Source organism: Lysinibacillus sp. RC79 (assembly GCF_041262405.1).
In the GTDB taxonomy this organism is placed as follows: Bacteria; Bacillota; Bacilli; order Bacillales_A; family Planococcaceae; genus Lysinibacillus.
Map to the genome: position 1 here is coordinate 12,731 of NZ_JBGCCD010000001.1, position 24,880 is coordinate 37,610.

The 24,880-nt window shown below is 37.7% G+C and carries 20 protein-coding genes; 19 read left to right on the forward strand and 1 reads right to left on the reverse strand.

The annotated features are described in order from the left end of the window. Positions 1-17: 17 nt before the first annotated feature. Positions 18-1,778, forward strand: a complete 1,761-nt coding sequence (pyk, locus tag ABH968_RS00055; RefSeq protein ID WP_370041442.1) for a pyruvate kinase — start codon at positions 18-20, stop codon at positions 1,776-1,778. Positions 1,779-2,136: 358 nt separating this feature from the next. Next, positions 2,137-2,526, forward strand: a complete 390-nt coding sequence (locus ABH968_RS00060; protein ID WP_370041443.1) for an FxsA family protein — start codon at positions 2,137-2,139, stop codon at positions 2,524-2,526. Here ABH968_RS00060 and ABH968_RS00065 read toward each other — a convergent pair. Then, positions 2,510-3,475 (reverse strand): AI-2E family transporter, encoded by a 966-nt coding sequence (locus ABH968_RS00065; protein WP_370041444.1) that lies wholly within the window; start codon positions 3,473-3,475, stop codon positions 2,510-2,512. The two genes, ABH968_RS00060 and ABH968_RS00065, sit on opposite strands and share 17 nt — an antisense overlap. 251 nt (positions 3,476-3,726) lie before the next feature. Here ABH968_RS00065 and citZ point away from each other — a divergent pair, with 251 nt between their 5' ends. From citZ to ABH968_RS00150, 17 genes are all read left to right on the forward strand, one after another. Beyond that, a complete protein-coding gene (citZ, locus tag ABH968_RS00070) occupies positions 3,727-4,842 on the forward strand; it encodes a citrate synthase (protein ID WP_134021887.1) in 1,116 nt (371 codons plus the stop codon). A gap of 80 nt (positions 4,843-4,922) precedes the next feature. After that, complete coding sequence (gene icd / locus ABH968_RS00075) at positions 4,923-6,185, forward strand: NADP-dependent isocitrate dehydrogenase (RefSeq protein WP_370041446.1); 1,263 nt, start codon at positions 4,923-4,925, stop codon at positions 6,183-6,185. A gap of 192 nt (positions 6,186-6,377) precedes the next feature. Then, entirely contained in the window at positions 6,378-7,316 is a 939-nt protein-coding gene (mdh, locus tag ABH968_RS00080; RefSeq protein ID WP_370041448.1) for a malate dehydrogenase, read from the forward strand. 1,013 nt (positions 7,317-8,329) lie between these two features. After that, a complete protein-coding gene (locus tag ABH968_RS00085) occupies positions 8,330-8,770 on the forward strand; it encodes a MaoC/PaaZ C-terminal domain-containing protein (protein WP_370041450.1) in 441 nt (146 codons plus the stop codon). A gap of 51 nt (positions 8,771-8,821) precedes the next feature. Then, positions 8,822-9,538, forward strand: a complete 717-nt coding sequence (locus ABH968_RS00090; protein WP_370041452.1) for a response regulator transcription factor — start codon at positions 8,822-8,824, stop codon at positions 9,536-9,538. Next, positions 9,535-11,070: a two-component system histidine kinase PnpS gene (gene pnpS, locus ABH968_RS00095; protein ID WP_370041454.1), complete on the forward strand. Its 1,536-nt coding sequence runs from the start codon at positions 9,535-9,537 to the stop codon at positions 11,068-11,070. The genes ABH968_RS00090 and pnpS overlap by 4 nt, the downstream gene beginning before the upstream one ends. A gap of 1,227 nt (positions 11,071-12,297) precedes the next feature. Next, complete coding sequence (locus ABH968_RS00100) at positions 12,298-12,666, forward strand: CidA/LrgA family holin-like protein (RefSeq protein WP_100544892.1); 369 nt, start codon at positions 12,298-12,300, stop codon at positions 12,664-12,666. Next, positions 12,663-13,376, forward strand: a complete 714-nt coding sequence (locus ABH968_RS00105; protein ID WP_370041456.1) for an LrgB family protein — start codon at positions 12,663-12,665, stop codon at positions 13,374-13,376. The genes ABH968_RS00100 and ABH968_RS00105 overlap by 4 nt, the downstream gene beginning before the upstream one ends. 167 nt (positions 13,377-13,543) lie before the next feature. Next, on the forward strand, positions 13,544-14,515 hold the full coding sequence (gene hflK / locus ABH968_RS00110; protein WP_370041458.1) for an FtsH protease activity modulator HflK: 972 nt from the start codon (positions 13,544-13,546) through the stop codon (positions 14,513-14,515). Beyond that, positions 14,515-15,525 (forward strand): protease modulator HflC, encoded by a 1,011-nt coding sequence (gene hflC / locus ABH968_RS00115; protein WP_370041460.1) that lies wholly within the window; start codon positions 14,515-14,517, stop codon positions 15,523-15,525. Before hflK ends, hflC begins: the two co-directional genes overlap by 1 nt. Before the next feature lie 701 nt (positions 15,526-16,226). Beyond that, on the forward strand, positions 16,227-16,658 hold the full coding sequence (locus ABH968_RS00120) for a DNA polymerase I (RefSeq protein WP_370041462.1): 432 nt from the start codon (positions 16,227-16,229) through the stop codon (positions 16,656-16,658). A 205-nt stretch (positions 16,659-16,863) separates the two neighbouring features. Continuing rightward, positions 16,864-19,491 (forward strand): DNA polymerase I, encoded by a 2,628-nt coding sequence (polA, locus tag ABH968_RS00125; protein ID WP_370041464.1) that lies wholly within the window; start codon positions 16,864-16,866, stop codon positions 19,489-19,491. Between the two features lie 12 nt (positions 19,492-19,503). Then, positions 19,504-20,376, forward strand: coding sequence for a DNA-formamidopyrimidine glycosylase (gene mutM / locus ABH968_RS00130; RefSeq protein ID WP_370041466.1), 873 nt, complete (start codon positions 19,504-19,506; stop codon positions 20,374-20,376). 13 nt (positions 20,377-20,389) lie between these two features. Continuing rightward, positions 20,390-21,001: a dephospho-CoA kinase gene (gene coaE, locus ABH968_RS00135; protein WP_370041468.1), complete on the forward strand. Its 612-nt coding sequence runs from the start codon at positions 20,390-20,392 to the stop codon at positions 20,999-21,001. 773 nt (positions 21,002-21,774) lie between these two features. Further along, on the forward strand, positions 21,775-22,797 hold the full coding sequence (locus ABH968_RS00140) for a glyceraldehyde-3-phosphate dehydrogenase (RefSeq protein ID WP_370041470.1): 1,023 nt from the start codon (positions 21,775-21,777) through the stop codon (positions 22,795-22,797). Positions 22,798-23,006: 209 nt separating this feature from the next. Next, positions 23,007-23,477, forward strand: a complete 471-nt coding sequence (nrdR, locus tag ABH968_RS00145; RefSeq protein ID WP_049667519.1) for a transcriptional regulator NrdR — start codon at positions 23,007-23,009, stop codon at positions 23,475-23,477. A gap of 17 nt (positions 23,478-23,494) precedes the next feature. After that, a complete protein-coding gene (locus ABH968_RS00150; RefSeq protein ID WP_370041472.1) occupies positions 23,495-24,880 on the forward strand; it encodes a replication initiation and membrane attachment family protein in 1,386 nt (461 codons plus the stop codon).

The window sequence follows — 24,880 nt, forward strand, 5'->3', positions numbered from 1 at the left end:
AACGGAGTGGGCAGAAAATGAGAAAAACAAAAATCGTATGTACAATTGGTCCAGCAAGTGAGTCAACAGAAACTTTAGAGAAACTAATTGAAGCAGGTATGAATGTTGCCCGCTTAAACTTTTCGCATGGTTCTCATGAGGAACATGAAGTACGTATTAATTTAATTCGTGAAGTAGCACAAAAATTAGGTAAACCAGTTGGGATTTTACTCGACACAAAAGGCCCTGAAATTCGTACACATAATATGAAAAACGGAGAATTGCATTTAGCTGCAGGGCAAGTCATTGATATTTCAATGACTGAGGTTGAAGGAACAGAGGCAAGCTTCTCTGTAACGTACGATCTTTTAATCGAGGACGTTGAGCAAAACTCGATTATTTTATTAGATGATGGACTTATTCAATTACGTGTATTAGCAAAAGATATGGAAAAAGGTCTTATTCATACGATTGTTGAAAATGCAGGTGTCTTAAAAAATAAAAAGGGTGTTAACGTGCCGGGTGTTTCTGTACAGCTTCCTGGAATTACAGAAAAAGATGCACAGGACATTCTATTCGGTATTAAACAAGGTGTTGATTTTATTGCAGCCTCGTTCGTTCGTCGAGCAAAGGATGTACTAGAAATTCGAGAATTACTTGAACAAAATGGTGGTAGCCACATTCAAATTATCCCGAAAATCGAGAACCAAGAGGGTGTAGATAATATCGATGAAATCATCTTGGTTTCAGATGGATTAATGGTAGCACGTGGTGACCTTGGTGTAGAAATCCCGGCAGAAGAAGTACCACTTGTACAAAAGATATTAATTTTAAAATGTAATCAAGTAGGTAAACCAGTTATTACAGCTACACAAATGCTAGATTCGATGCAGCGTAATCCACGTCCAACACGAGCAGAGGCTAGTGACGTAGCAAACGCAATTATCGATGGTACAGATGCAATTATGCTGTCTGGTGAAACGGCAGCAGGGATTTATCCAGTAGAGTCCGTACAAACAATGAATAAAATAGCACAACGTACAGAAAATTCATTAGACTATAAGGCAATCGTCTCTACACGTAGTCGTGAAAAAGAGGCAAATATGACTGAGGCGATTTCTCAGGCAGTAGCATTCACTTCGATTAACTTAGGTGTGAAGGCAGTACTAGCACCAACAGAAAGTGGTAACACAGCTAGAATGATTGCAAAATATCGCCCAGGTGTTCAGATTGTCGCTGTAACAGGTTCTACCAATACAGCTCAAGCATTAACACTAGTTTGGGGTGTATACCCAGTTGTTTGTCAACGAGTTACGACAACAGATGAAATTTTAGAGCTAGCTGTTGATGAAAGCTTGAAGCATGGCTTTGTAACGCACGGTGATGCAGTAGTCATTACAGCAGGTGTACCAGTAGGTGAAGCGGGTACTACTAACTTAATGAAGGTACACATCATTGGAGATTTATTAGCTCGTGGTCAAGGAATCGGTAAAGCTTCAGTAGTAGGAAAAACAGTTGTTGCAAAAAATGCAGCAGAGGCACTAGCATATGATACAGACGGATGCATTTTAGTAACGGTTGGCTCAGATCGTGATATGATGCCAGCAATTGAAAATTGTGTTGGTCTGATTACAGAGGAGGGCGGGCTAACAAGTCATGCCGCAGTTGTAGGACTAAGCCTTGGTATCCCTGTTATCGTCGGAGTAAAAGAAGCCACTACATTGATTCGCCACGGTCAAGAAATTACAATGGATGCTGAAACAGGGGTTATTTACAAAGGGCATGCAAGTGTTCTGTAATCTATAATATAAAGCTCTAGTGCAAATAATTGTACTAGAGCTTTTCTTATAAAAAGAAGTAAATAGCATTTTGCGGTTTTTCACCGAAATCTAGGAATGACATTTTGTTAAAACGTATGTCGTGGTATAAGTCGGAACGGAAATCAACCCCACCTTATGGTGACGAGCTGATTTTGCCTAGTTTAAACAATATTTAACCAAATTAAAATTGTTCCTTTTCCCTCATGGAAGGAGAATTTACTATAAAAAGAATAGCATCATCCTCTCCTTAAATAGGCCCATTGTTTTTTTAATGAAACTTAATGGGCTATAATAACGTATAAAAGGTATAGCTTTTTTAGATAGAAAGGAGAAAAAAATGAGAAAAGTTTTTCTTGGTTTCATTGTCTATGCATTAGCCGAGTTGGCGTTATTAATAGTAATTGGTCAAAATATTGGTGTTCTAAATACATTATTGCTTATAGTCGCTACGAGTATTATAGGTATTTATATAGTGAAAAATAAAGGTATGAATTCTGTACAAAAGGTAAAAAATACGATAGCACGTGGAGAAGCTCCAGGGCCAGCATTAGTTGACACAGTATTAAATTTCAGTGGTGGTGTACTTCTAACATTACCAGGTTTTATAACAGATCTTGTTGGTTTATTATTGCTCATGCCTTTTTCTCGCAAAATGTTCCAGCCAATCTTTTATTATTGGATGCGGAAAAAAATGAAAAAAGGTCAATTTATTATCGTTCAAAAATAGCATTATCCTTTAGTTTAACCGCCAAAAATAAAAATATAGGGCTCAGTAAAATGCCGTAAAAACCAAATAATAAAATAGAGGCAGCACTGATGAAAAAAGTGTGGAATGTACGTAATTGTAATGTATTTGACCAAAGCATGGATTCAGCTAGCTGCCTTGTTAATTGAACGAAGAGATACAAAAGTAAAATAGCTACACATAAAAAGGTATTGCCTTTTAAGTAAAAATAAATGCTCATGGGTACAAGAAATACGCCAATCCCAAAGAACGGAAGTACATCTGCAAATGCAACTATAAAAGCTTTAATAATGGCTTGTTCAAATTGAAGAATCATAAATCCCGCACAAAGAATGAGCAGTGTAATCGTGAATAGCTGAAACTCCACGTACAAAAAGTAATGAAATAGCTGCATGATTTTAGAAAAATGCTTCTGCCATTCATTGCGGAATTTTTTGGGCACATATTGAAAAAACCAATATCGGGATTTACGAGTTTCCAATAGGGCGAAATAATAAGCAACAAGGAATATAAATACTTCAATTACATGCTTCATAAATAGTTGGAAAATATTAGCCGTATATAAAAAGATTGAATCGAAAATAGAAAGCGATTTTTCCTTTAAAACTTGGATGAACATTGATTCATACTCATTGAAAAGTGGGAAATTTTGTAGTGTATCTCTGATTTCAGGGAAGACAAGAATAATACTGTTTATAGATATGATAACGAGAAGAAAAATGCAAGCTAGTATAAGTGCTTCCACAATAATTGCTGCAAGCCAATAGGTAATCCTACAATAAGCGTGAAGAAATTTCATGATAGGATACGTAGAAAAAGACAAAAAAATTGCGAGTGATACAGGCAATACGAACCACAGTATTACCAAATAGAATGTAAAGAATAAAACACTTATAGTTCTTTCGTATGAAAAATATTTAATATTCCTCATTTTTACAAATTCACCCCGTTTCAAATGATAAATTAATATTGAAATGTGCAAAAGAATCTCTTTAAAACTTATTTATAATCGCTCGTGCGCCTTTTTCTTTATTCGGGGGTTTTTCATTCACAAAGCTGTCAAAAATGATTATAATAGCAATGTAAGCGATTAACTTAATGGTTCATATGAGCAAAAAACGTAAATGTGAGCTAATAACTGCATTTACAACTAAAAAATATATTATGAGGGAGCGATAATTTATGTCAGCAACTAAAGGTTTAGAAGGTATCGTAGCAGCGGAATCTAAAATCAGTTCAATTATCGATGACACACTTACATATGTTGGTTACAACATTGATGATTTAGCAGAGAATGCGTCATTCGAAGAGGTAATTTATTTATTATGGCATACTCGTTTACCAAAAGCGGACGAGCTAGCTGAATTAAAACAACAATTGGCAGACAACATGTCTATTCCGCAAGCAATTGTAGACCAATTCAAATCATACCCACTTTCAACTGTACATCCAATGGCTGCACTACGTACTGCAGTATCTTTACTTGGTGTATTCGATGAAGAAGCGGATGTTATGGATACAGAAGCTAACTACCGTAAAGCAATCCGTTTGCAAGCTAAAATTGCTACAGTAGTTACTGCATTTGCGCGTGTTCGTAAAGGTTTAGAGCCAGTTGCGCCAAAACCAGAATTAGGATATGCAGCAAACTTCTTATACATGCTTAAAGGTGAAGAACCAGCAGCAATTGAAGTTGAAGCATTCGACAAAGCATTAGTATTACATGCGGATCACGAATTAAATGCGTCTACATTCACAGCACGTGTATGTGTAGCTACATTATCAGATGTTTATTCTGGTGTAACTGCAGCTATCGGTGCATTAAAAGGACCACTTCATGGTGGTGCAAACGAGCAAGTAATGAAAATGTTATCTGAAATTGGCTCACTTGAAAACGTTGAGTCTTATATTCAAAATAAATTAGACAACAAAGAAAAAATCATGGGCTTCGGTCACCGCGTATACCGCAAAGGCGACCCACGTGCACCACACTTACGTGTAATGTCACAAAAATTAACTGAGCTAACTGGTAAACCAGAGCTTTATGAAATGTCAGTTAAAATCCATGACATGATCGTAGAACAAAAGAAATTACCTGCAAACGTAGACTTCTTCTCTGCGTCAGTGTATGATTCTTTAGGTATTGATCATGACCTATTCACACCAATTTTCGCAGTATCACGTACTTCTGGTTGGGTAGCTCATATTCTAGAGCAATATGCTAACAACCGCCTAATCCGTCCACGTGCAGAGTATGTTGGACCAGGTATGCAAAAATATGTTCCAATCAGCGAGCGCTAATTTGGAAAATATGCTAGAATATTTGGGACTGTGTTACTGATAACACAGTCCTATGATTATGAATTTAGGAGGCAACATCAATGTCAAACAAAATTGTAGTTGAAAATGGCGTACTTAATGTACCAAACAATCCAGTGATTCCTTTCATCGAAGGTGACGGAATCGGTCCAGATATTTGGGCTGCAGCATCACGCGTAATCGACGCAGCAGTAGAAAAAGCTTACAACGGTGAAAAGAAAATCGAATGGTTAGAAGTTCTAGCTGGTGAAAAAGCATTCAACCAAACTGGTGAATGGTTACCACAAGAAACTTTAGACAAAATTAACGAATACCTAATCGCAATCAAAGGTCCTCTTACTACTCCAATCGGTGGTGGTATCCGCTCTCTAAACGTAGCATTACGTCAACAGCTTGACCTATATGTATGCTTACGTCCAGTACGTCACTTTGATGGAGTACCTTCTCCAGTTAAACGTCCAGAAGACGTTGAAATGGTTATCTTCCGCGAAAACACAGAAGACATCTACGCTGGTATTGAATTCGAATCTGGTTCTGAACAAGCACAAAAAATCATCAACTTCCTACAAACTGAATTTGGTGTTAATCAAATCCGCTTCCCAGAAACTTCTGGTATCGGTGTAAAACCTGTATCTAAAGAAGGTACTGAGCGTTTAGTACGTTCTGCTATCGAATATGCAATTAAACATAAACGCCCATCTGTTACTTTAGTACACAAAGGTAACATCATGAAATTCACTGAAGGTGGATTCAAAAAATGGGGCTATGAATTAGCTGAAAAAGAATTTGCTGATCAAACATTCACTTGGAACCAATATGATGCTATTAAAGCTGAACAAGGTGAAGAAGCAGCAAACAAAGCACAAGCTGACGCTTTAGCAGCTGGTAAAATCTTAGTTAAAGATTCTATCGCTGATATCTTCTTACAACAAATCTTAACTCGTCCAACTGAGTTCGACGTAGTTGCTACAATGAACTTAAACGGTGACTATATCTCTGACGCATTAGCTGCTCAAGTTGGTGGTATCGGTATCGCTCCAGGCGCAAACATTAACTACGTAACTGGACACGCGATCTTCGAAGCTACTCACGGTACAGCTCCAAAATATGCTGGTCAAGATAAAGTAAACCCATCTTCAGTATTACTTTCAGGTGTATTAATGCTTGAACACTTAGGATGGCAAGAAGCAGCTGACATGATTACTAAATCTGTAGAGAATACAATTTCTTCTAAAGTTGTAACTTACGACTTCGCTCGTTTAATGGACGGCGCTAAAGAAGTAAAATGTTCAGAATTCGCTACTGAATTAATCAAAAACCTATAATTTTCTATTCTAAAATAGAAATTATAGTTAAAGCGGAAGTATATTCTGCCGATATAATTAGGGTGAAATGTAAATTTCTATTGACCTTAGCTTAATAAAATATTTACGATGAACTTGTTTAATCGAGGGAGGAGAATTTATTCTCCTCCCTTTTTTAAAATATATAACCTAATTTTAAAGGAGCGTATTCGAATGTCTCTGAAACGAAAAAAAATCTCAGTAATCGGTAGCGGTTTTACAGGCGCTACTGCAGCATTTTTAGCGGCTCAAAAAGAACTTGGTGATGTAGTGTTAGTGGATATTCCTCAAGCTGAGAATCCAACTAAAGGTAAAGCTCTAGATATGTGGGAAGCTGCACCAGTGCAAGGCTATGATTCTTATGTTAAAGGTACTTCTAATTATGCAGATACTGCAGATTCTGATGTAGTAATTATCACTGCTGGCGTTGCTCGTAAACCAGGTATGAGCCGTGACGATCTTGTTCAAATTAACCAAGATGTAATGAAAGCTGTTTCTAAGGAAATTGCTAAGTACTCACCAAATGCAACAATCCTCGTTCTTACAAACCCAGTTGATGCAATGACTTACACAGTATTCAAAGAAACTGGTTTCCCTAAAAATCGTGTGATAGGTCAATCAGGTGTACTTGATACAGCTCGTTTCTGTGCGTTTGTAGCTGAAGAACTGAATATCTCAGTAAAAGACATCACAGGTTTTGTGTTAGGTGGTCATGGTGATACAATGGTGCCACTTACTCGCTACTCGTTCGCTGGTGGTATTCCATTAGAATCATTAATTCCAGCAGATCGTCTTGAAGAGATTGTAGACCGTACACGTAAAGGTGGCGCTGAAATCGTTAATCTTCTTGGTAATGGTTCTGCCTATTATGCTCCTTCAGCGGCGCTTATTGAAATGGCGGAAGCTATCATTAAAGACCAAAAACGTATACTTCCATCTATTGCATACTTAGAAGGCGAATATGGCTACAATGATTTATATCTAGGTGTTCCGACATTATTAGGTGCAAATGGTATAGAAAAAATCTTTGAGCTTGAATTAACAGACAATGAAAAAGCAGCTTTAGATAAATCGGCAGAGGCTGTCCGCGACGTTATGAAAGTTTTAGCTTAATAAGAGTTTATGAAATCGAGTAGGATTCATTCCTACTCGATTTTATGTTGTTGAAAAACTATTATGTCAATGAAATTAAAGTCATATTAATTAAAGTATGACTCTTTTGCAAAGCGAGTGGTTGATTTCCATTCCGACTGGGCGCTTTCCTGGGGGCGTCCGATGAGCCGCTTCACTCGCGTTGCTCGCTCCAGGGTCTCATCTGTGACGCTGATCCCCGAGGAGTCGCCCAGCCTCCACTCCAATCAACCACTTCATATAGCATGTATTTTCTGACATATCTATTAAGCGATAAAACGAAACCTTTGCAATGTTCTGTCTGTGTAAAAGTAAAGTGCTAACGAAGCTATAGCAATAGATTTACAATTGCGTCACTGTTATATGTCTGTTCGATTTTGGTGAGTAGCCATGGCGATAATAAATGCGCTTGTAAGTATGCTCGTATAACAATGTACATTTTTGCTCACCAATGTATATTACAACTTTACTTGGATTGGCTAGCATGATAGCCTTGTTCGGCTATGTAGTCGCTGGTTTTGGCTGATATTTATGAGAGTAGAGGTTTCAATGTCAAGTTGTAAATATTCATACACATGAATATTTGAGAGAAAGTGTACATACTAAGACAAACAAAAATGTACATCTCGATGCGAACATTTATAGCGTTGAAATATATAAATTTATAAGAAATTCTACGCTATCGCTGATTGTAGTGGAAGGCTACTCGACTCCCGTGGGAAAGCGAGACAGGCGAGACCCTGCACGGAGCGAAGCGTAGGAAGCGGCTCGGCGCTCGCCCACAGGAAAGCGAGTAGCCTGGAACGGAAATCAACCCCACGTTTTGGTAGTAAACTTTTATCAATTTCGCTTTGGTGTAATGGTAGCTGTCGCGTTCTATTTGTTACAAATAAAAAATGCTAAATGAAGATAAATGGTTATTCTGCTTTTCGTTGTACTTTTGGAATAAAATTGATACTATGAAGGTATATGATAGAAAAGGGGTTGGCGTATTTTTGCTTCAAAAAAACAGTAAGCTTGGTCTCACTATTGATGAAATTACAGTTGGCGAGAAGATTCATATTACCGAAAAAATAGAAGATAAGGATTTACTGCTTTATTTAGGCCTTACGAATGATAATAATCCGCTTTATATTCAACATGATTATGCTGCGATGACACCTTTTCAAAAGCCAATCGTACCAACAATCATGTTAAATGGCATTATTACTTCAGCTGTGTCAAAGTATATTCCTGGACCAGGTGCACGAATTATTGAGCAACATATAAAATATTTAGAACCACTCTATCATTATGAATTATTTGATACACTTTTAGAGGTAACAGAAGTCAATAAATTACAAAATACAATTACTGTATCGGTGCACTCATATAATGAGCAAAAGCAGCTTGTGATTGAAGGTACTTTGCTGGTGACACCACCACTTGCTTTATAGACGTCTTAGATTTGAAATGGGGGTTTCAAATCACTAACGGAGGCAATACACATGACAAAAACGATTTTAGTTGTAGAAGATGAATTTTCTATTGCGACATTATTGAAATATAATTTAGAGCAGGCTGGATATGTTGTAGAAACAGCTGCAGATGGTCAAGAGGGTCTTGATAAGGCAATTGACTTACAGCCAGATTTAATTTTATTAGATTTGATGCTTCCAAGGCTTGATGGTATGGAGGTTTGTAAACAAATTCGTCAACAACGTATGAATACACCTATTATTATGCTAACAGCAAAGGATGACGAGTTCGATAAAGTACTTGGTCTAGAGCTAGGGGCAGATGATTATATGACGAAACCCTTTAGTCCGCGCGAAGTGTTAGCACGGGTAAAGGCTGTTTTAAGACGTTTTACTCAAAATATAGTGGTTGAAGATAAGAATGGGCCACAAGAGAAAATGTATGAATTTGGACAATTGCGTGTCTTTCCAGAGCGTTTTGAAGTATTTTTACAGGATGAGGCACTGGAATTTACACCAAAGGAATTTGAGCTACTCATTTATTTACTTGAAAATAAAAACCGTGTTTTAACACGTGATCAGCTATTAAGTGCTGTATGGAAGTATGACTTTGCTGGCGATACCCGAATTGTGGATGTTCACATAAGCCACCTTCGCGATAAAATCGAGGAAAGTAGCCGTAAGCCGATGTTCATCAAAACAATTCGCGGCCTTGGCTATAAATTCGAGGAGCCGAAGACGACATGAAATCAATGAGCACCCGCTTATTCTTGACATTCATGCTATTGCTTGGATCGATATTAGCTGTCCTAATGATTGTTATAGGTCAGCTTTTTCCTGTTTATATAGAACAGTACAATGAGCAGGCTAGTTTACAGATGCAAGAATCCATTAACCAAGTATTAGATGAACGAAAAATTGAACTATCAAAAGAAGATAAAGAGGCACTATATACTGCTCAAAACATTGAGGAAACGGATTTTCTACTATCGAATGTTCATGCGCGACTTTATGTAGTGCTAGCGATTCTTTTTATAATAGCACTTATTTTAATAGCTATTGTAAGTCGCTATATGATTCGAAATTTCACTGCTCCTATTGATAACGTGACAGATACAGCACTTGAGCTGGCGAAGGGAAATTACCGTGCTCGTGCTTATGAAAATGAGAGTGAACGCATGATACCACTTAGTCACTCCATCAATATTTTAGCGCGTAACTTACAGGATATTACGACGATTCGCGAAGTAGAAGAGGAAAGGCTTAAAACGTTAATTGAAAACATGGGAAGCTCCCTCATGATGATTGGACGTGAGGGAAATATATCTATCGTAAACCGTGTATTTTTAGAGCGTTTCGGTATGCAAATTGACGACGTACAAGGAAAAGTTTTTCGTACAATTGGCTTACCTAAATCACTTGAGCAATTTATCGACCATGTGTTTCTAACAGAAATGCCTTATCGTCAACAAATTAAAATGGAGGTCCAACAGGAGCTATATAATAAGGAAGTGTATGGAGCCCCTGTTATAGGAGATCATGGTCGATGGCTTGGTGTCGTTATCGTTATGCATGATATTACGGAGCTTGTTCGTTTAGAGCAGATTCGTAAGGACTTTGTAGCAAATGTATCCCATGAATTGCGTACACCTATTACATCTATTAAAGGCTTTTCTGAAACTTTACTGGATGGTGCGTATAAGGATGAAAAAATGCTGCTATCTTTTTTAGAGATCATTAATAAGGAAAGTAACCGTCTGCAGATGCTTATCCAGGATTTACTGGAGTTATCGAAAATTGAACAGCATGGTTTTACCGTTAATATTATGCCGATGGGCTTGCAAGATGTACTCATACGTGGAGCAGAGCTGACAGGACCTCGTCTGGATGAGAAAAATATGAGCTTTCATGTTGATGTAGATCGTGATGTTCAAGTTATGGGTGATGCGAATCGTATCATTCAAATTGTTACAAATTTAATTACCAATGCCATAACGTACTCTCCAGAAAATACAACCGTTACGATTCGATTAAAAGAAAATGAAACGTACGGCATTCTTGAAATAGAAGATCAAGGTATAGGAATAGAAAAGCATGAAATTGCCCGTGTTTTTGAACGGTTTTACCGTGTGGATCGTGCGCGAAGCCGGAACTCCGGGGGGACAGGTTTAGGGCTAGCTATTGTGAAGCACTTAGTAGAGGCTCATCATGGTCGCATTCAGGTAGAAAGTGAAGTTGGCGTCGGGACAAAAATGATAGTCATGATCCCGAAAAATTAACGAATTCTTTACAATAGCACAATTTTAGATTCACAATAGGGACTTATACTTGTTAGTAGAAACCCCCCTTATAATTATTACTTTAAAATAGCCAAAAAAATCTTTATATATGAAGATTTTTTAACTTCTTTCAGCAGAAGTCTCCCACCTTTATAGGTGGTGAGATGAATGCGAATTTAAATTACTTTTCAGAGAGTGTCCAAACACCTGCTGAAATAGAGGAACTGAGTCTAAGAACTCCACGTCCTGTGGCAACGACTGAGTGACCAACATCACGTTGGCCCAAAGCCTCCGGCGGATGTCACGGAATCGGAAAGGAGTTCTTTGTGCAAGCACAAAGCCGATTCCGGACGCAATTATGCCTCGGTATAATTGATTTGTGTTGCTTAGTTATCGCCATAGGAAGAATCTATTACCAAACTTTTTGGTGATAGATTCTTTTTCTGTTTTACACGTAACGCAAATAGGTGTAAAGTATAGTAGCATAATATTCAACTAATAAGCAATGTACTGATTGTTAGTTCATAGTGTTGATAAAATAGAATGATGTTGAGCTTTAAATGAGGGGAATTTCCGTTTGGCTACTCGCTTTCCTTCCTCTGCTTATGTTGTCGCTACGTTAGCAATACGCTTTCGTATAAAAAACATTTTTTATCGTTTATTAGAGTTATATGGCCGGAAAATATATTCTAAGAGAAGTAGTTGATTGGAGTGGAGACTGGGCGACTCCTTGGGGATCAGCAATAGAGGAACGAAGGCTAAGAACATCACGTCCTGTGATAACGCCTTCGTGACCAACGTCGTGCTGGCCCGAGACCCTGGAGCGAGCAAACAGAGGAACGAAGGCTAAAAGCATCACGTCCTGTGATAACGCCTTCGTGACCAACATCGTGTTGGCCCAAGCGGCTCATCGGACGCCCCCAGGAAGCTTTGCTCTGTGCGAAAGCGAAGCGTCAGCAATTGTTTTATCTGTGCGAAAGCGTAGCGACAGCAACAACAAAGCGCCCAGTCGGTAACGGAAATCAACCATTCGTTTTGCCGAAAAACCATAATTTAATATGACATCTTAATTTCTTTAAGACAATTCGACACCATGAACTAACAATCAATGTACCTGTTTGTTGAACTAATCAGGCTTATACGGTCAGCTAATAAGCCCACTTTATCTAGAAGTGATTTATATTCCTGACCGCTAAAGCGGGATAAAAAATTGAGAGAAGGATGACCATGAAAATCGTCAAAAGTATCGTGCAAATCGGCTATCTTTATGTAATTTTATTTGTTGGGAATAGTATTGCACGTCTACTTCACTTGCCGATTCCAGGGAGCATAATTGGACTAGTCTTATTGTTTTTACTTTTGCAGTTTCATATTATAAAGCTTGAATGGATTGAGCTAGGTGCAGGTTTATTACTTAGTGAATTATTACTATTTTTCATTCCATCTGCTATCGGAGTAATCGATTATACTGCATTATTCGGTGAGCAAGGTGTGAAAGCTGTGCTTGTTATTGTGTTGAGTGCCATAGTTGTAATGTTTGCAACAGGTTTCACAGCACAATTGCTAGGGCAACGAAAGAAAGGTGATACTGCATGAGCTTTTTAATAGCTATAGTAAGTTTACTAGGTACTATTGCAGTTTTTTATACTAGTAAAATGTTTTATAAAAAGTATCAGAAGGAATGGTTAACACCTATACTGATCACACCATTAGTGGTAATTATAATCTTGCTACTAACGGGTACATCCTATAAATCCTATACTGCAGGAGCCAGTATTTTATCAAATTTACTAGGGCCAGCAACAGTTGCATTTGCGGTACCAATTTATAAAAATTTTAACCTATTAAAGAAACATGCTTTTGAAATTTTTCTAAGTATTGCAGTTGGCTCAGCTGTTGCCATTACATCGTCATTTATCTTTGCGGTAGTAGTTGGATTAAATAATGAGCTTGTGCATAGCTTAGTTCCACGTTCAGTTACTACACCAATAGCGATGGACATTTCCAATATGATTGGTGGCTCTCCTACCCTTACTGCTGTTTTCGTTATGGTAACTGGTATTTTAGGGAGTCTAATAGCACCGTTAGTTATTAAAGTATGTCGTTTCCATCGACCATCCTCTAGAGGTCTACTGTTAGGAATGGGAGCACATGGTACAGGTACCTCTAAAGCATTTGAATTTGGTGAGCTAGAAGGTACTTTTGCAAGTCTTGCTATGATTGTAGCTGCATTAATTAGCATTGTTTTATCAACAACATTTTTCCCAGCATTTGAACATCTAGTTATCAATATCCTGTTGCCTTAAATGGTAACAGGATTTTTTTCGGTTCTATTTTATTTGTGCGGTATGATTTTAGATGGAGGGCCAGTGCAGGAACGTTTGGTGAGCTTGCTCCTTATGTCAAAAATATTTTGAAACTTTTTATAAAGTGTCCCGTATACAATAGTACTAAGCTTAAGGGAGGATTAGACATGAGTGTGAAAAGGTCACTAATGATGGTGGTACTTGGCATTTTCGGTATTGTTGCACTTATTGCTGTATTTACATCGTGGTACACGGTAGATGAATCAGAACAAGCCGTTGTCATTACGTTCGGTCGTGCCGATGAGACAGTAACAGAACCGGGTTTACATTTTAAATTACCTTGGCCTGTACAATCGGTTGCGGTTTTATCGAAGGAAACATTTAGTTTACAGTTCGGCTATAAGCAAAATAAAAAAGGTGAATTGGAAGCTTATGATGCTGAAACGAAAATGATTACAGGGGATGAGCATATTGTTTTAACAGACCTTGTAGTTCAATGGAAAATTACAGAACCGAAAAAGTATTTATTCAGCTCACAAGATCCAGAAAAAATATTACATAGCGCTACGTCGAGTGCGATTCGATCAATTATCGGAAGTTCAAAAATCGACGCTGCGTTAACAGAGGGAAAAGCGGATATAGAAGCAAAATCACGAGATTTACTCGTTTCTCTTATTGAAAAATACGATATTGGTATTAGTGTTTTAGGAGTAAAACTACAGGATGTTGAATTACCCAATGCAGATGTGCGAGCAGCCTTTACAGCTGTTACAGACGCACGTGAAATGAAAAATACAAAAATTAATCAAGCAGAAAAATATAAGAATCAGCGTACTAATGAGGCTGAAGGTGAAAAAGATGCTATTATCTCGAAGGCTCAAGGTGAAAAAACAGCCCGTATTGAGCAGGCTCAAGGGGATGTAGCTGTCTTTAATAAAATGTATGAGCAATATAAGGGTAATAAACAAATTACACGTGAGCGTTTAATTTTAGAAACGCTTGAAAATGTTTTACCTAAAGCACAAATTTATATTATGAATGATGATGGCAGTACAATGAAATACTTGCCTCTTCAAGCATTGCAACCTGCGAAACAGGAGACACCAAAAGAGGAGAAAAAAGAAGGGGGCGGTAACTAATGGACCAAAAAAATAAGGATCTTGAAAAATTCCTCAATTTTTTATCAGGTAAATCCAAAAATACTGCTCCAAAAGAAGAGGATACAGTGGATAAAGTGGTCAAAATGTCGAAAAAAGGCCCGATGAATCCGAAAAAATATATTTCTCTTGCCGTAACATTAACAGCCGTTTTTGCTATTGCCATTATATTATTTTCTAATGTTTATATAGTTAAAGAATCCGAATACGCAGTTGTTAGACAGTTTGGAGAAGTAGTGAAATTTCAGAGTGAGCCTGGCTTGAAAATAAAGGTTCCATTTATTCAAAGCGTAACGAAGCTACCAAAAAGCCAAATGACGTATGAAGTTTCTGAAGAAGAAATTAATACAAAGGATAAAAAACGAATTATTATTGATAATTATGCGGTTTGGCATATAACAGATCCAAAGCAATTAATTTCAAATGCAGGAACAATCGAAAAAGTAGAATCACGTATGGAAGAGTTTATTTATTCAGTTATTCGTTCAGAGCTTGGTCGAATAGAATATAAGGCGATTATTAATGATGAAGATTCTTCACGTGGGAGTATCAACGATCAGGTAACTGCACGTGTCAATGAGTTACTTTCAAATGATAAGTATGGAATAGAAGTAATAGATGTTCGTATTCGTCGTATCGACTTGCCAACTGAAAATGAGCAATCCGTGTTTACAAATATGATTTCGGATCGTGAATCAATGTCGCAAAAATACCTATCTGAAGGTGATGCTCAGAAACGCCGTATTGAAGCTCAAACAGATAAGGAAGTTCAAGAAATGCTGGCAACAGCGAAAAAGGATGCAGCATTGATTCAAGCGGAAGGTGAAGCAGAAGCGGCTAAGATTTACAATAAATCGTTCTCTCAAGATCCTGAATTCTATTCATTGTACCGCACATTAGAATCATATAAGAAAACTGTAGGTGAAGATACGGTCATTATTTTGCCATCCACTTCACCATATGCGAAAATATTATCTGGTTATATAAAATAATACTATTATTCTTGCAGGGATAAATATATGAAGTCGTCTCAAATTTTTTGAGACGGCTTTTTTTACATTTATGAAACTGGCGATATATTTCTACATATTAGTTACTGGTTTAAAGACTCATTAACCATAACGTGGGGTTGATTTCCGTTCCGACTGGGCGCTTTCCTGGGGGCGTCCGATGAGCCGCTTCACTCGCTTTGCTCGCTCCAGGGTCTCGGGCCAACACGAGGTTGGTCACGAAGGCGTTATCACAGGATGTGATGCTCTTAGCCTTCGTTCCACTATTGCTGATCCCCAAGGAGTCGCCCAGTCTCCACTCCAATCAACTTATGCATGGCATACGTTTACAATAAATATAATCTCTAATGAGCAGTTTATAGAAGAAATGTTTAATGAATCCGATAATATATCTCAGTTTTCATGATATTTAGAAGGTATCGGTAATTTCGTTGATAAAAAATTCTTCAAAATAAGATAAGTGAGGCTCTTTTTAAGAGTGATCTAGTTATAATTGCAATCTTCTATACTATTTAATTTTTCTAGTCTGGTTTTAGAGATTTTTAATCATATTTTTTATAAAAATCTTTTAAATATCAATGATATGTTGTGAAAATGATAGAAATTTATAATTTTGTGTTTCGTAAATTACTATTTTCTGATAGAATGATAATGTTCAGATTTAAAAAATGGGGGTAATAGTTGTGAAATTGCAAATTAGCAAGTGGCTCCAAAATCTATTGATAGCCTGTAGTATTGCATCGTTATTTACACTTTTCTTCCGTCTATCAGATTTTGCATGGATCACAAAAAGTGTTTATCATATACCAGTATTTTTTGTTATTTTGTTTTTATTAGGTTTAGTCATTGCTGAGGATGTACGAAAGATATTTAAAAAAATGTTTTGGTACGAAAAACGCAAAGTTAAGCGTCCTATATGGCAAGTTGGGATCGGCTTCATTTTCTTCTTAGCGCAAATCGGCACTGTAATGGTGTTTAATACAGAGCTTACACAACCGCAACTTGGTGGTATGCCATTATTTTTAGTATTTGCCTTTATGAATGCTTTTATTTTGACAGTCATATATGAAGAGATTTTCTATCGCAAAGAAAAGACAACTAAAGCTAGTGAATAATATCGGAAAAGTCAATTACAATGAGTGATTGGCTTTTTTTGTGTCGTCAACCCTGAGTTATACTGTTAATGTAGAAAATTTGGCGATTTTCATCGTTATGATTGGTAAAATAACCGTTTTCTCGATAAAGTAAAAGGAAGAGGCATTTTCAAACATACGTTTTCGTTTTACAATTAAGAAGACAACAACGCAGGAGGATAAAATCATGACAAAGGAAAAATTGCTATTATTGGACGGCAATAGTTTAGCATATCGCGCGTTTTTTGCGTTACCTCTATTAACGAATGATAGTGGAATTCATACGAATGCAGTGTACGGCTTTACAACAATGCTACAAAGAATATTAGAGGAAGAGCAGCCAACGAAAATTTTGGTTGCCTTTGATGCGGGTAAGACAACCTTCCGTCATGAGACATTTACGGAATATAAAGGTGGTCGACAAAAGACTCCACCAGAATTATCTGAGCAGTTTCCTTATATACGTAAGCTTATTGATGCTTATGGTATTAAGCGATATGAGCTTGAATTGTACGAAGCGGACGATATTATAGGGACACTTGCCAAAGAAGCTTCATCACAGGATATGGACGTCATCGTCGTATCAGGAGATCGTGACTTAACACAGCTCGCGACTGAGCAAGTAACAGTATATATTACTAAAAAAGGCATTACTGAAATTGAAAGAAATACACCAGAATTTATTGCAGAAAAATACGGCTTAACTCCTCAACAAATTATTGATATGAAAGGTTTAATGGGGGATTCTTCAGATAATATCCCTGGTGTGCCAGGTGTCGGTGAAAAAACGGCAGTTAAATTGCTAAAAGAGCATGGTTCAGTCGAGTCGCTTTATGCGGCAATGGACACGGTGAAGGCTTCTAAGATGAAAGAAAAATTAGTTGCCAATGAAGAACAGGCGCTAATGAGTAAAAAACTAGCTACCATTTTTACAGATGCGCCGATTGAAATAACGATTTCTGATCTGGCCTATAATGGTCCGATTGAGGAAGAATTAATTAGCGTGTGGCGGGAGCTTGGCTTTAAATCATTGTTAGAGAAAAGTGATTTTACTGTCCAAGAAGAGGAACAAACACCTTTTGACTATGAAATTGTGCAAGAAGTAAAGCAAGCGCATTTAAAAGATGTAATGGCAGTGCACTTGGAGCTAGAGGACGAGCATTATCATACATGTCAGCAACTGGGTATTGCACTAACAGATGGAACGAAAACAATGTACGTGCCGTTTGATATTGCGGCTAAATCAGATGACCTTCGCCTCTGGTTAGAAGATGCTACTAAAATAAAGTATATGTCTGATTCAAAAGCATCTCAGGCTGCATTAAAACGCGCGGGAATACGTTTAGCGGGTGTGGAATTTGACTTATTGCTTGCTTCTTATATTAATAATCCTGCGCTAAGTGGAGATGATGTGGCAACACTTGCGAAAGAACTGGGTTATCGTAATGTGCAGGCAAATGAGACCGTTTATGGTAAAGGGGCGAAACGATCTATACCAGCCATTGATGCACTTGCTGAGCATGCAAGCCGCAAAGCCTTTGCTGTGTGGTCTTTACAGCCAAAGCTTGAGGCATTGTTAAAGGAAAATGAACAGTTCGAACTCTATAAAAACTTAGAACTTCCTCTTGCTTCTATTTTAGGGGAAATGGAAAGTGAAGGTATCACGGTCAATCGTGCCACATTAGAGAAGATGGGGCAGGAACTAAATGACAAACTAGTTGTAATTGAACAAGAGATTTATACGGAGGCAGGAGAAGCCTTCAATATTAATTCACCAAAGCAATTAGGCGTTATCCTCTTTGATAAACTGGGTCTTCCTGTTATTAAAAAGACAAAGACAGGTTATTCCACTGCAGCAGATGTATTGGAAAAATTAAAGCCAGAGCATGCCATTATTGAGCATATTCTTTTGTATCGTCAGCTTGGAAAATTACAGTCAACTTATATTGAAGGCCTGCTAAAGGAAATCCATGAAGAGGATGGAAAGGTGCATACTCGATTCCAACAAGCATTAACAGCTACAGGGCGTTTAAGCTCAACTGATCCGAATTTACAAAACATCCCGATTCGTTTAGAAGAAGGGCGAAAAATTCGTCAAGCGTTTGTGCCATCGAAAGAAGATTGGATATTATTTTCCTCCGATTATTCGCAAATCGAATTGCGTGTATTGGCCCATATGTCAAAGGATAAAAATTTAGTCGAAGCTTTCCGTGAAGGTATGGACGTTCATACACGTACTGCGATGGATGTATTCCATGTCTCAGCAGATGAGGTCGATAGTAATATGCGTCGCGCTGCAAAAGCAGTAAACTTTGGTATTGTCTATGGTATTAGTGATTATGGCTTATCGCAAAACTTGGATATTACTCGTAAGGAAGCTGCTACATTTATCGAGAAATATTTTGCGAGTTTCCCAGGTGTAAAACAATATATGGATGATATCGTCCAAGATGCGAAGTTTAATGGTTATGTGACAACGATTTTAAATAGACGTCGATATTTACCTGACATTTCGAGCTCAAATTTCAATTTACGAAGCTTTGCAGAGCGTACTGCGATGAATACACCAATTCAGGGAAGTGCAGCTGATATTATTAAAAAAGCAATGATTGATATGGATGCTCGCTTGAAAAAAGAAAATATGCAGGCAAAGCTCCTGTTACAAGTGCATGATGAATTAATTTTTGAAGCACCTAAAGAGGAAATTGCATTGCTTGAAAAAATAGTACCAGAGGTTATGGAGAACGCTATCGAGCTTTCAGTACCATTAAAAGTAGATTTCAACTACGGTGCGACTTGGTACGAAGCAAAATAAGGAGGGGTTAAAATGCCTGAATTACCAGAGGTTGAAGGTGTCGTCCAGGCATTAAAACCTAAGATTGAAGGACGTACAATTCAACAGGTTCAACTATCTGAAATTATTCGTTTTTCCTTTGGGGAGGGAAAGCAATGTATCGTGAAGCAAGCTGAGCCTGATGCATTTGAAATATCCTTGTCTCAAATGACGATTACAAAAATCGAAAGACGTGCAAAATATATCTTTTTTCATTTGCTGAAAGAGGATGTCCCTTATGTGCTTGTTAGTCATTTAGGGATGACAGGTGCATGGTTTGTGGTGAATTCGCCTGAGGAAATCCATGAGGCGAAATTTAAAAAGCATATTCATGCTACATTCCTAATGGCAGATGGTGGCTATTTAATTTATTCGGATATACGCCGCTTTGGTGAATTACGTTTTTTAACAAAAATTGAGGATCATGCACCATTAACAAAAATGGCGCCAGAGCCATTCGATGAAATAGCATGTGAATATTTTATTGCGAAATCAAAGTTACCGAAATATGAGAAAAAGGCCGTTAAGGATGTCATTATGGATGGGCAGGTTATTTCGGGCTGTGGCAATATTTATGCTACAGAAGCATTATTTGCTCAAAAAATTCATCCGGCCCGCACAATGAACCGTATTAGTGAAAAGCGTAAGCGTGCATTATTCGAGGCGATTGTCGCAATTTTACGCCTAAGCATTGAAGCGGGAGGTTCAACAATTTCAGATTATCGTAATATCAATGGTGAGGCTGGAAGTATGCAGAATCGACTGCAAATGTATGGGAAAAAAATGTGTCCAACGTGTGGAACTGCGACGAGCCAAATGACGATAGGTGGGCGCACATCAGTCTTTTGCCCAAATTGTCAACATTAAAGGGGATTTAACTATGATTATCGGACTAACAGGAAGTATTGCGAGCGGAAAAAGTACAGTAGCAAAAATGATGATAGCACTTGGTTTACCGATTGTCGATGCAGATATTGTTGCGCGTGATGTTGTAGAACCGGGGACGGAGACTTTAAAGTTAATAGCTGAAAATTTTGGAGAAGTTATATTGCTAGAAGACGGTAGTTTAAATCGTGCCAAGCTTGGCGATATTATTTTTCACGAGCCTGCAAAGCGTAAAATGTTAAATGATATTATGCATCCTGCTATTCGTAAGGAAATGTTACGCCAGCGTGATGCTTATTTAGAGGCTGGAGAAAAGGATGTTGTGATGGATATTCCACTGTTATTTGAAAGTAAATTGCAGCATTTTGTTGAGCGTATTATCGTGGTATCGGTTAGTGAAGAGGTACAACTTCGTCGATTAATGGAGCGTAACAACTTATCGAAGGAGGATGCCCTAGCCCGAATGCGTTCTCAGTTACCTATGTCAGTGAAAGAAAAAGGTGCACATGCGGTTATTTACAACAATGAAAATCTAGAACAAACAGAGCACCAATTAAAGAAAATCCTGACCTATTGGGACGTATATAATCAAATTAATAATCCGTAAAAAATAAGAATGCGTAGCAATGACATATTGCTACGCATTCTTATTTTTTATAAACAAAATAAAAAGGAATTTCTTTGAATGCTGAGGTGCTTATAGGGTGTTCGTTGAGCTTTCAAACGGGAGTCGAGTAGTTTTTCACTTTAATCAATGATACGTAGAACTTTTTTTATTTTAAGCTTTTCAAAAGTGAGCGTTATCCTACTCAATAGTCAAACAGAATAGACTTATTACAGAGACGCGTTTGTACATCTTCCGTTGCTTCTGCTTTGCTTTTCGCACAAAATGAAACAACTTGTGCCGTCGCCTGCTGAAGTTTTATCACTGTAAATTAGAGTGACATGCTAGAATTACACGTTATGTGAAGAAGTTGATTGGAGTGGAGGCTGGGCGACTCCTTGGGGATTAGCGTCACAGATGAGACCCTGGAGCGAGCAACGCGAGTGAAGCGGCTCATCGGACGCCCCCAGGAAAGCGCCCAGCCGGAACGGAAATCAACCCCCCGTTTTGCCGAAGGAGCCATACTTTATTTAATATGACACCTTAATTTCATTGATGCAATAATTAATAACATAGATGCGTAGCAAGAACATTTTGCTATGCATTTTTTTGTGAGTTTATACCATAATAAGGACAAATCTAGGCGATTTTATTTTTCAGAAAATAAGAACTTTAATATTATGAATATATAATGTTCATCTTTTTTGAAATTGTGTTATACTATTCGCATAAAGTATATAATTAATCTGAGTATGACTCACAGGAGGATTTTATAAATGACAGTATCAGTTGCTATTAATGGTTTCGGACGTATCGGACGTATGGTTTTCCGCCAAGCGATCGTGCAAGAAAGTTTAAATATCGTTGCGATTAACGCTAGCTATCCAGCTGAAACTTTAGCACATTTGATTAAGTATGACACAAATCACGGAACATTCGAAGGTACAGTTGAGCCAGCAGGCGATGCTTTAATTGTAAATGGTAAACGTGTTCAAATTATTAGAGAACGTGACCCATTAAAATTACCATGGGCAACAATGGGTGTGGATATCGTTATTGAAGCAACTGGTAAATTTAATGATCGTGAAAAAGCAGCAATGCACTTAGAAGCAGGCGCAAAGAAAGTTATCTTAACAGCACCTGGTAAAAACGAGGACGTAACAATTGTTTTAGGTGTAAATGATGAGAAACTTGATATCGCAAAACACGATGTTATTTCAAATGCTTCTTGTACAACAAACTGCTTAGCACCAGTTGCCAAAGTATTAAATGACACATTTGGTATTGAAAGCGGATTAATGACAACAGTTCACGCTTATACAAATGACCAAAAGAATTTAGACAATCCACATAAAGATTTACGTCGTGCACGTGGTTGCGCACAATCAATCATCCCAACATCTACAGGTGCTGCCAAAGCATTAAAATTAGTGTTACCAGAATTAGAAGGCAAAATTCATGGTATGGCACTTCGTGTTCCAACACCAAATGTATCATTAGTTGACCTAGTAGTTGATTTAAACACAGACGTAACAGTTGATTCTATCAATGCTGCATTTGTGAAGGCTGCTACTGAAGGTCCAATGAAAGGTATCTTAAACTTCTCAGTTGAGCCTCTAGTATCTTCTGATTACAATACAACAACTTACTCTTCTACAGTAGATGGACTTTCTACAATGGTAATGGGTAACCGCAAAGTGAAAGTACTTGCTTGGTACGACAATGAGTGGGGTTATTCTGCACGTGTTGTAGATCTTGTGAAAAAAGTGGCAAAAGCTTTAAAAACAGTTAATGCATAATAATAATAATTAGACCGAGCACGTTGAAATCCCAGTGATTTCAATGTGCTTTTTTATTTAGATAGCTAGTTTAAATGTAGAATCTATGCTTGTACTTTAGCCTTTCAAGGTTTATCATGAGCACACTAGCGTCAATGCGCTTTTCTTATACATAGGAAATTTGTTATAATAGAAATATTAAATTGTTGTGAAATCAGGAGAGTAATTATATGAGATGTCCATCTTGCCAATTTAACGGAACGCGTGTTGTGGATTCGAGGCCAGTTGATGATAATAAAGAAATTCGTAGACGTCGTGAATGTGAGTCATGTGGCTTCCGCTTTACAACGTTTGAAAAAATTGAAGAGACACCTTTAGTTGTAGTGAAAAAAGAAGGTTCACGAGAAGAATTTAGCCGTGAAAAGGTACTTCGTGGACTTATTCGTGCTTGCGAAAAACGTCCTGTTTCTCTGGAAGTACTTGAGGGACTAGTAATGTCTATTGAAAAAGATCTTCGCCGCATAGGGAATTCTGAAGTCCGATCCGAGGATGTAGGAGAAATGGTAATGGATCGCTTAGCAAAAATCGATGAGGTTGCTTATGTACGCTTTGCATCGGTTTATCGTCAATTTAAGGATATCAATGTCTTTATTGAAGAGATTAAAGAAATTATCCAACGTCAGACAGAACAGAAATTATAGGGAAACAGAGAGGGTGAATGACGTTGATCCATTTGTATAAGGAATTGCAGCCAGCTGATTCTTTTGACATTCGTCTACCTCATGCACTTTCTACGCAGGAACGTCAATTAGTAACGCTTTTTTATCAGCCTTTAATTGGAGCGGAACCAATCAGCCTTTATTTAACACTATGGGCAGAAGCTGAGCAAATGCCAAGTCAGCAAATGACACATTATTATTTAATGAATGTGCTAGGGCTTCCTATTGGCAAAGTATTTGAGGCACGTATTGCGCTTGAAGCAATTGGTCTGTTACACACATGGAAAAAAGAGGATGCTGGCCAGCGAAGCTTTTTATATGAGCTGATACGTCCACTTGATGCAGATAGCTTTATGAAAGACCCACTGCTCTCGATGTTTTTATTTAGTAAAATAGGGGAGCAAGCTTATCGGAAGTTACGTCAGCGTTTTATTCCATCTGCAAGAAATGCAGAATTTAAAGATGTATCGCGTGCCTTCATAGATGTTTTTAAGCCTGTAAGTACAAACATTCCAGCTGATTTACAAGCTGATACTAGTAGCAAGGATAAACAGCAAAAAGTATATCCATTTTATTTTGACCAGTTTGACTTTGAACTGCTGCAAGCGGGCTTATCGGAGCAACTAGTACCGGCAAGCTTACTAACATTTGAGGTGCGTGAAACAATAGCGAAATTAGCATTTTTATACCGCTTAACTGCACTCGATATGCAAAAAGTAGTGATTCTGGCATTAGATGATGATCTAGGTGTTTCACTGGAACGTTTACGTAAGGCCGCTGCGGATTTTTATAAGCTAACGGTATCAAAAGAACCACCAAAGCTTGCTAGAGTGAGTAAGCAGCCGTCATCCATAGAGGAATCAGGCCAAAAAACAAAGGATCAGGAGCTTCAGCAATATTTAGAGACGACTCCCCCAGTGCAAGTACTGCGAGATATCAATAATGGCAAAGAACCTCTACAGACTTCCGTACAGCTTGCTGAGAGTTTAATTGTCCAGCATGGAATGCCAGTAGGGGTTGTTAATGCTCTTCTGGAATATGTAATGCTAACAACTGATATGAAGCTACCTAAAAAATATGTGGAAACGATTGCGGATCATTGGGTACGTAAAAATATTCAAACAGCAAAAGAAGCAATGGAACTAGCACGTAAAGAGCATGATAAGTACACTACGTGGAAAAATAAACCCCAGTCTTCGGCAAAAAAGAACTCTTACACAAAAAATCGCCGAGAGGAAAAAGTACCAGATTGGTTTTATAAGCGTAATGAAAAATCAGAGGAAGTATTAAAAGATACAACAAATACTGACACTACTGATTTTGAAAAGGAAAGACAAAAGATTCTAGAGAAATTAGGTAATATTCAAAATAAGGTAGGTGAATGA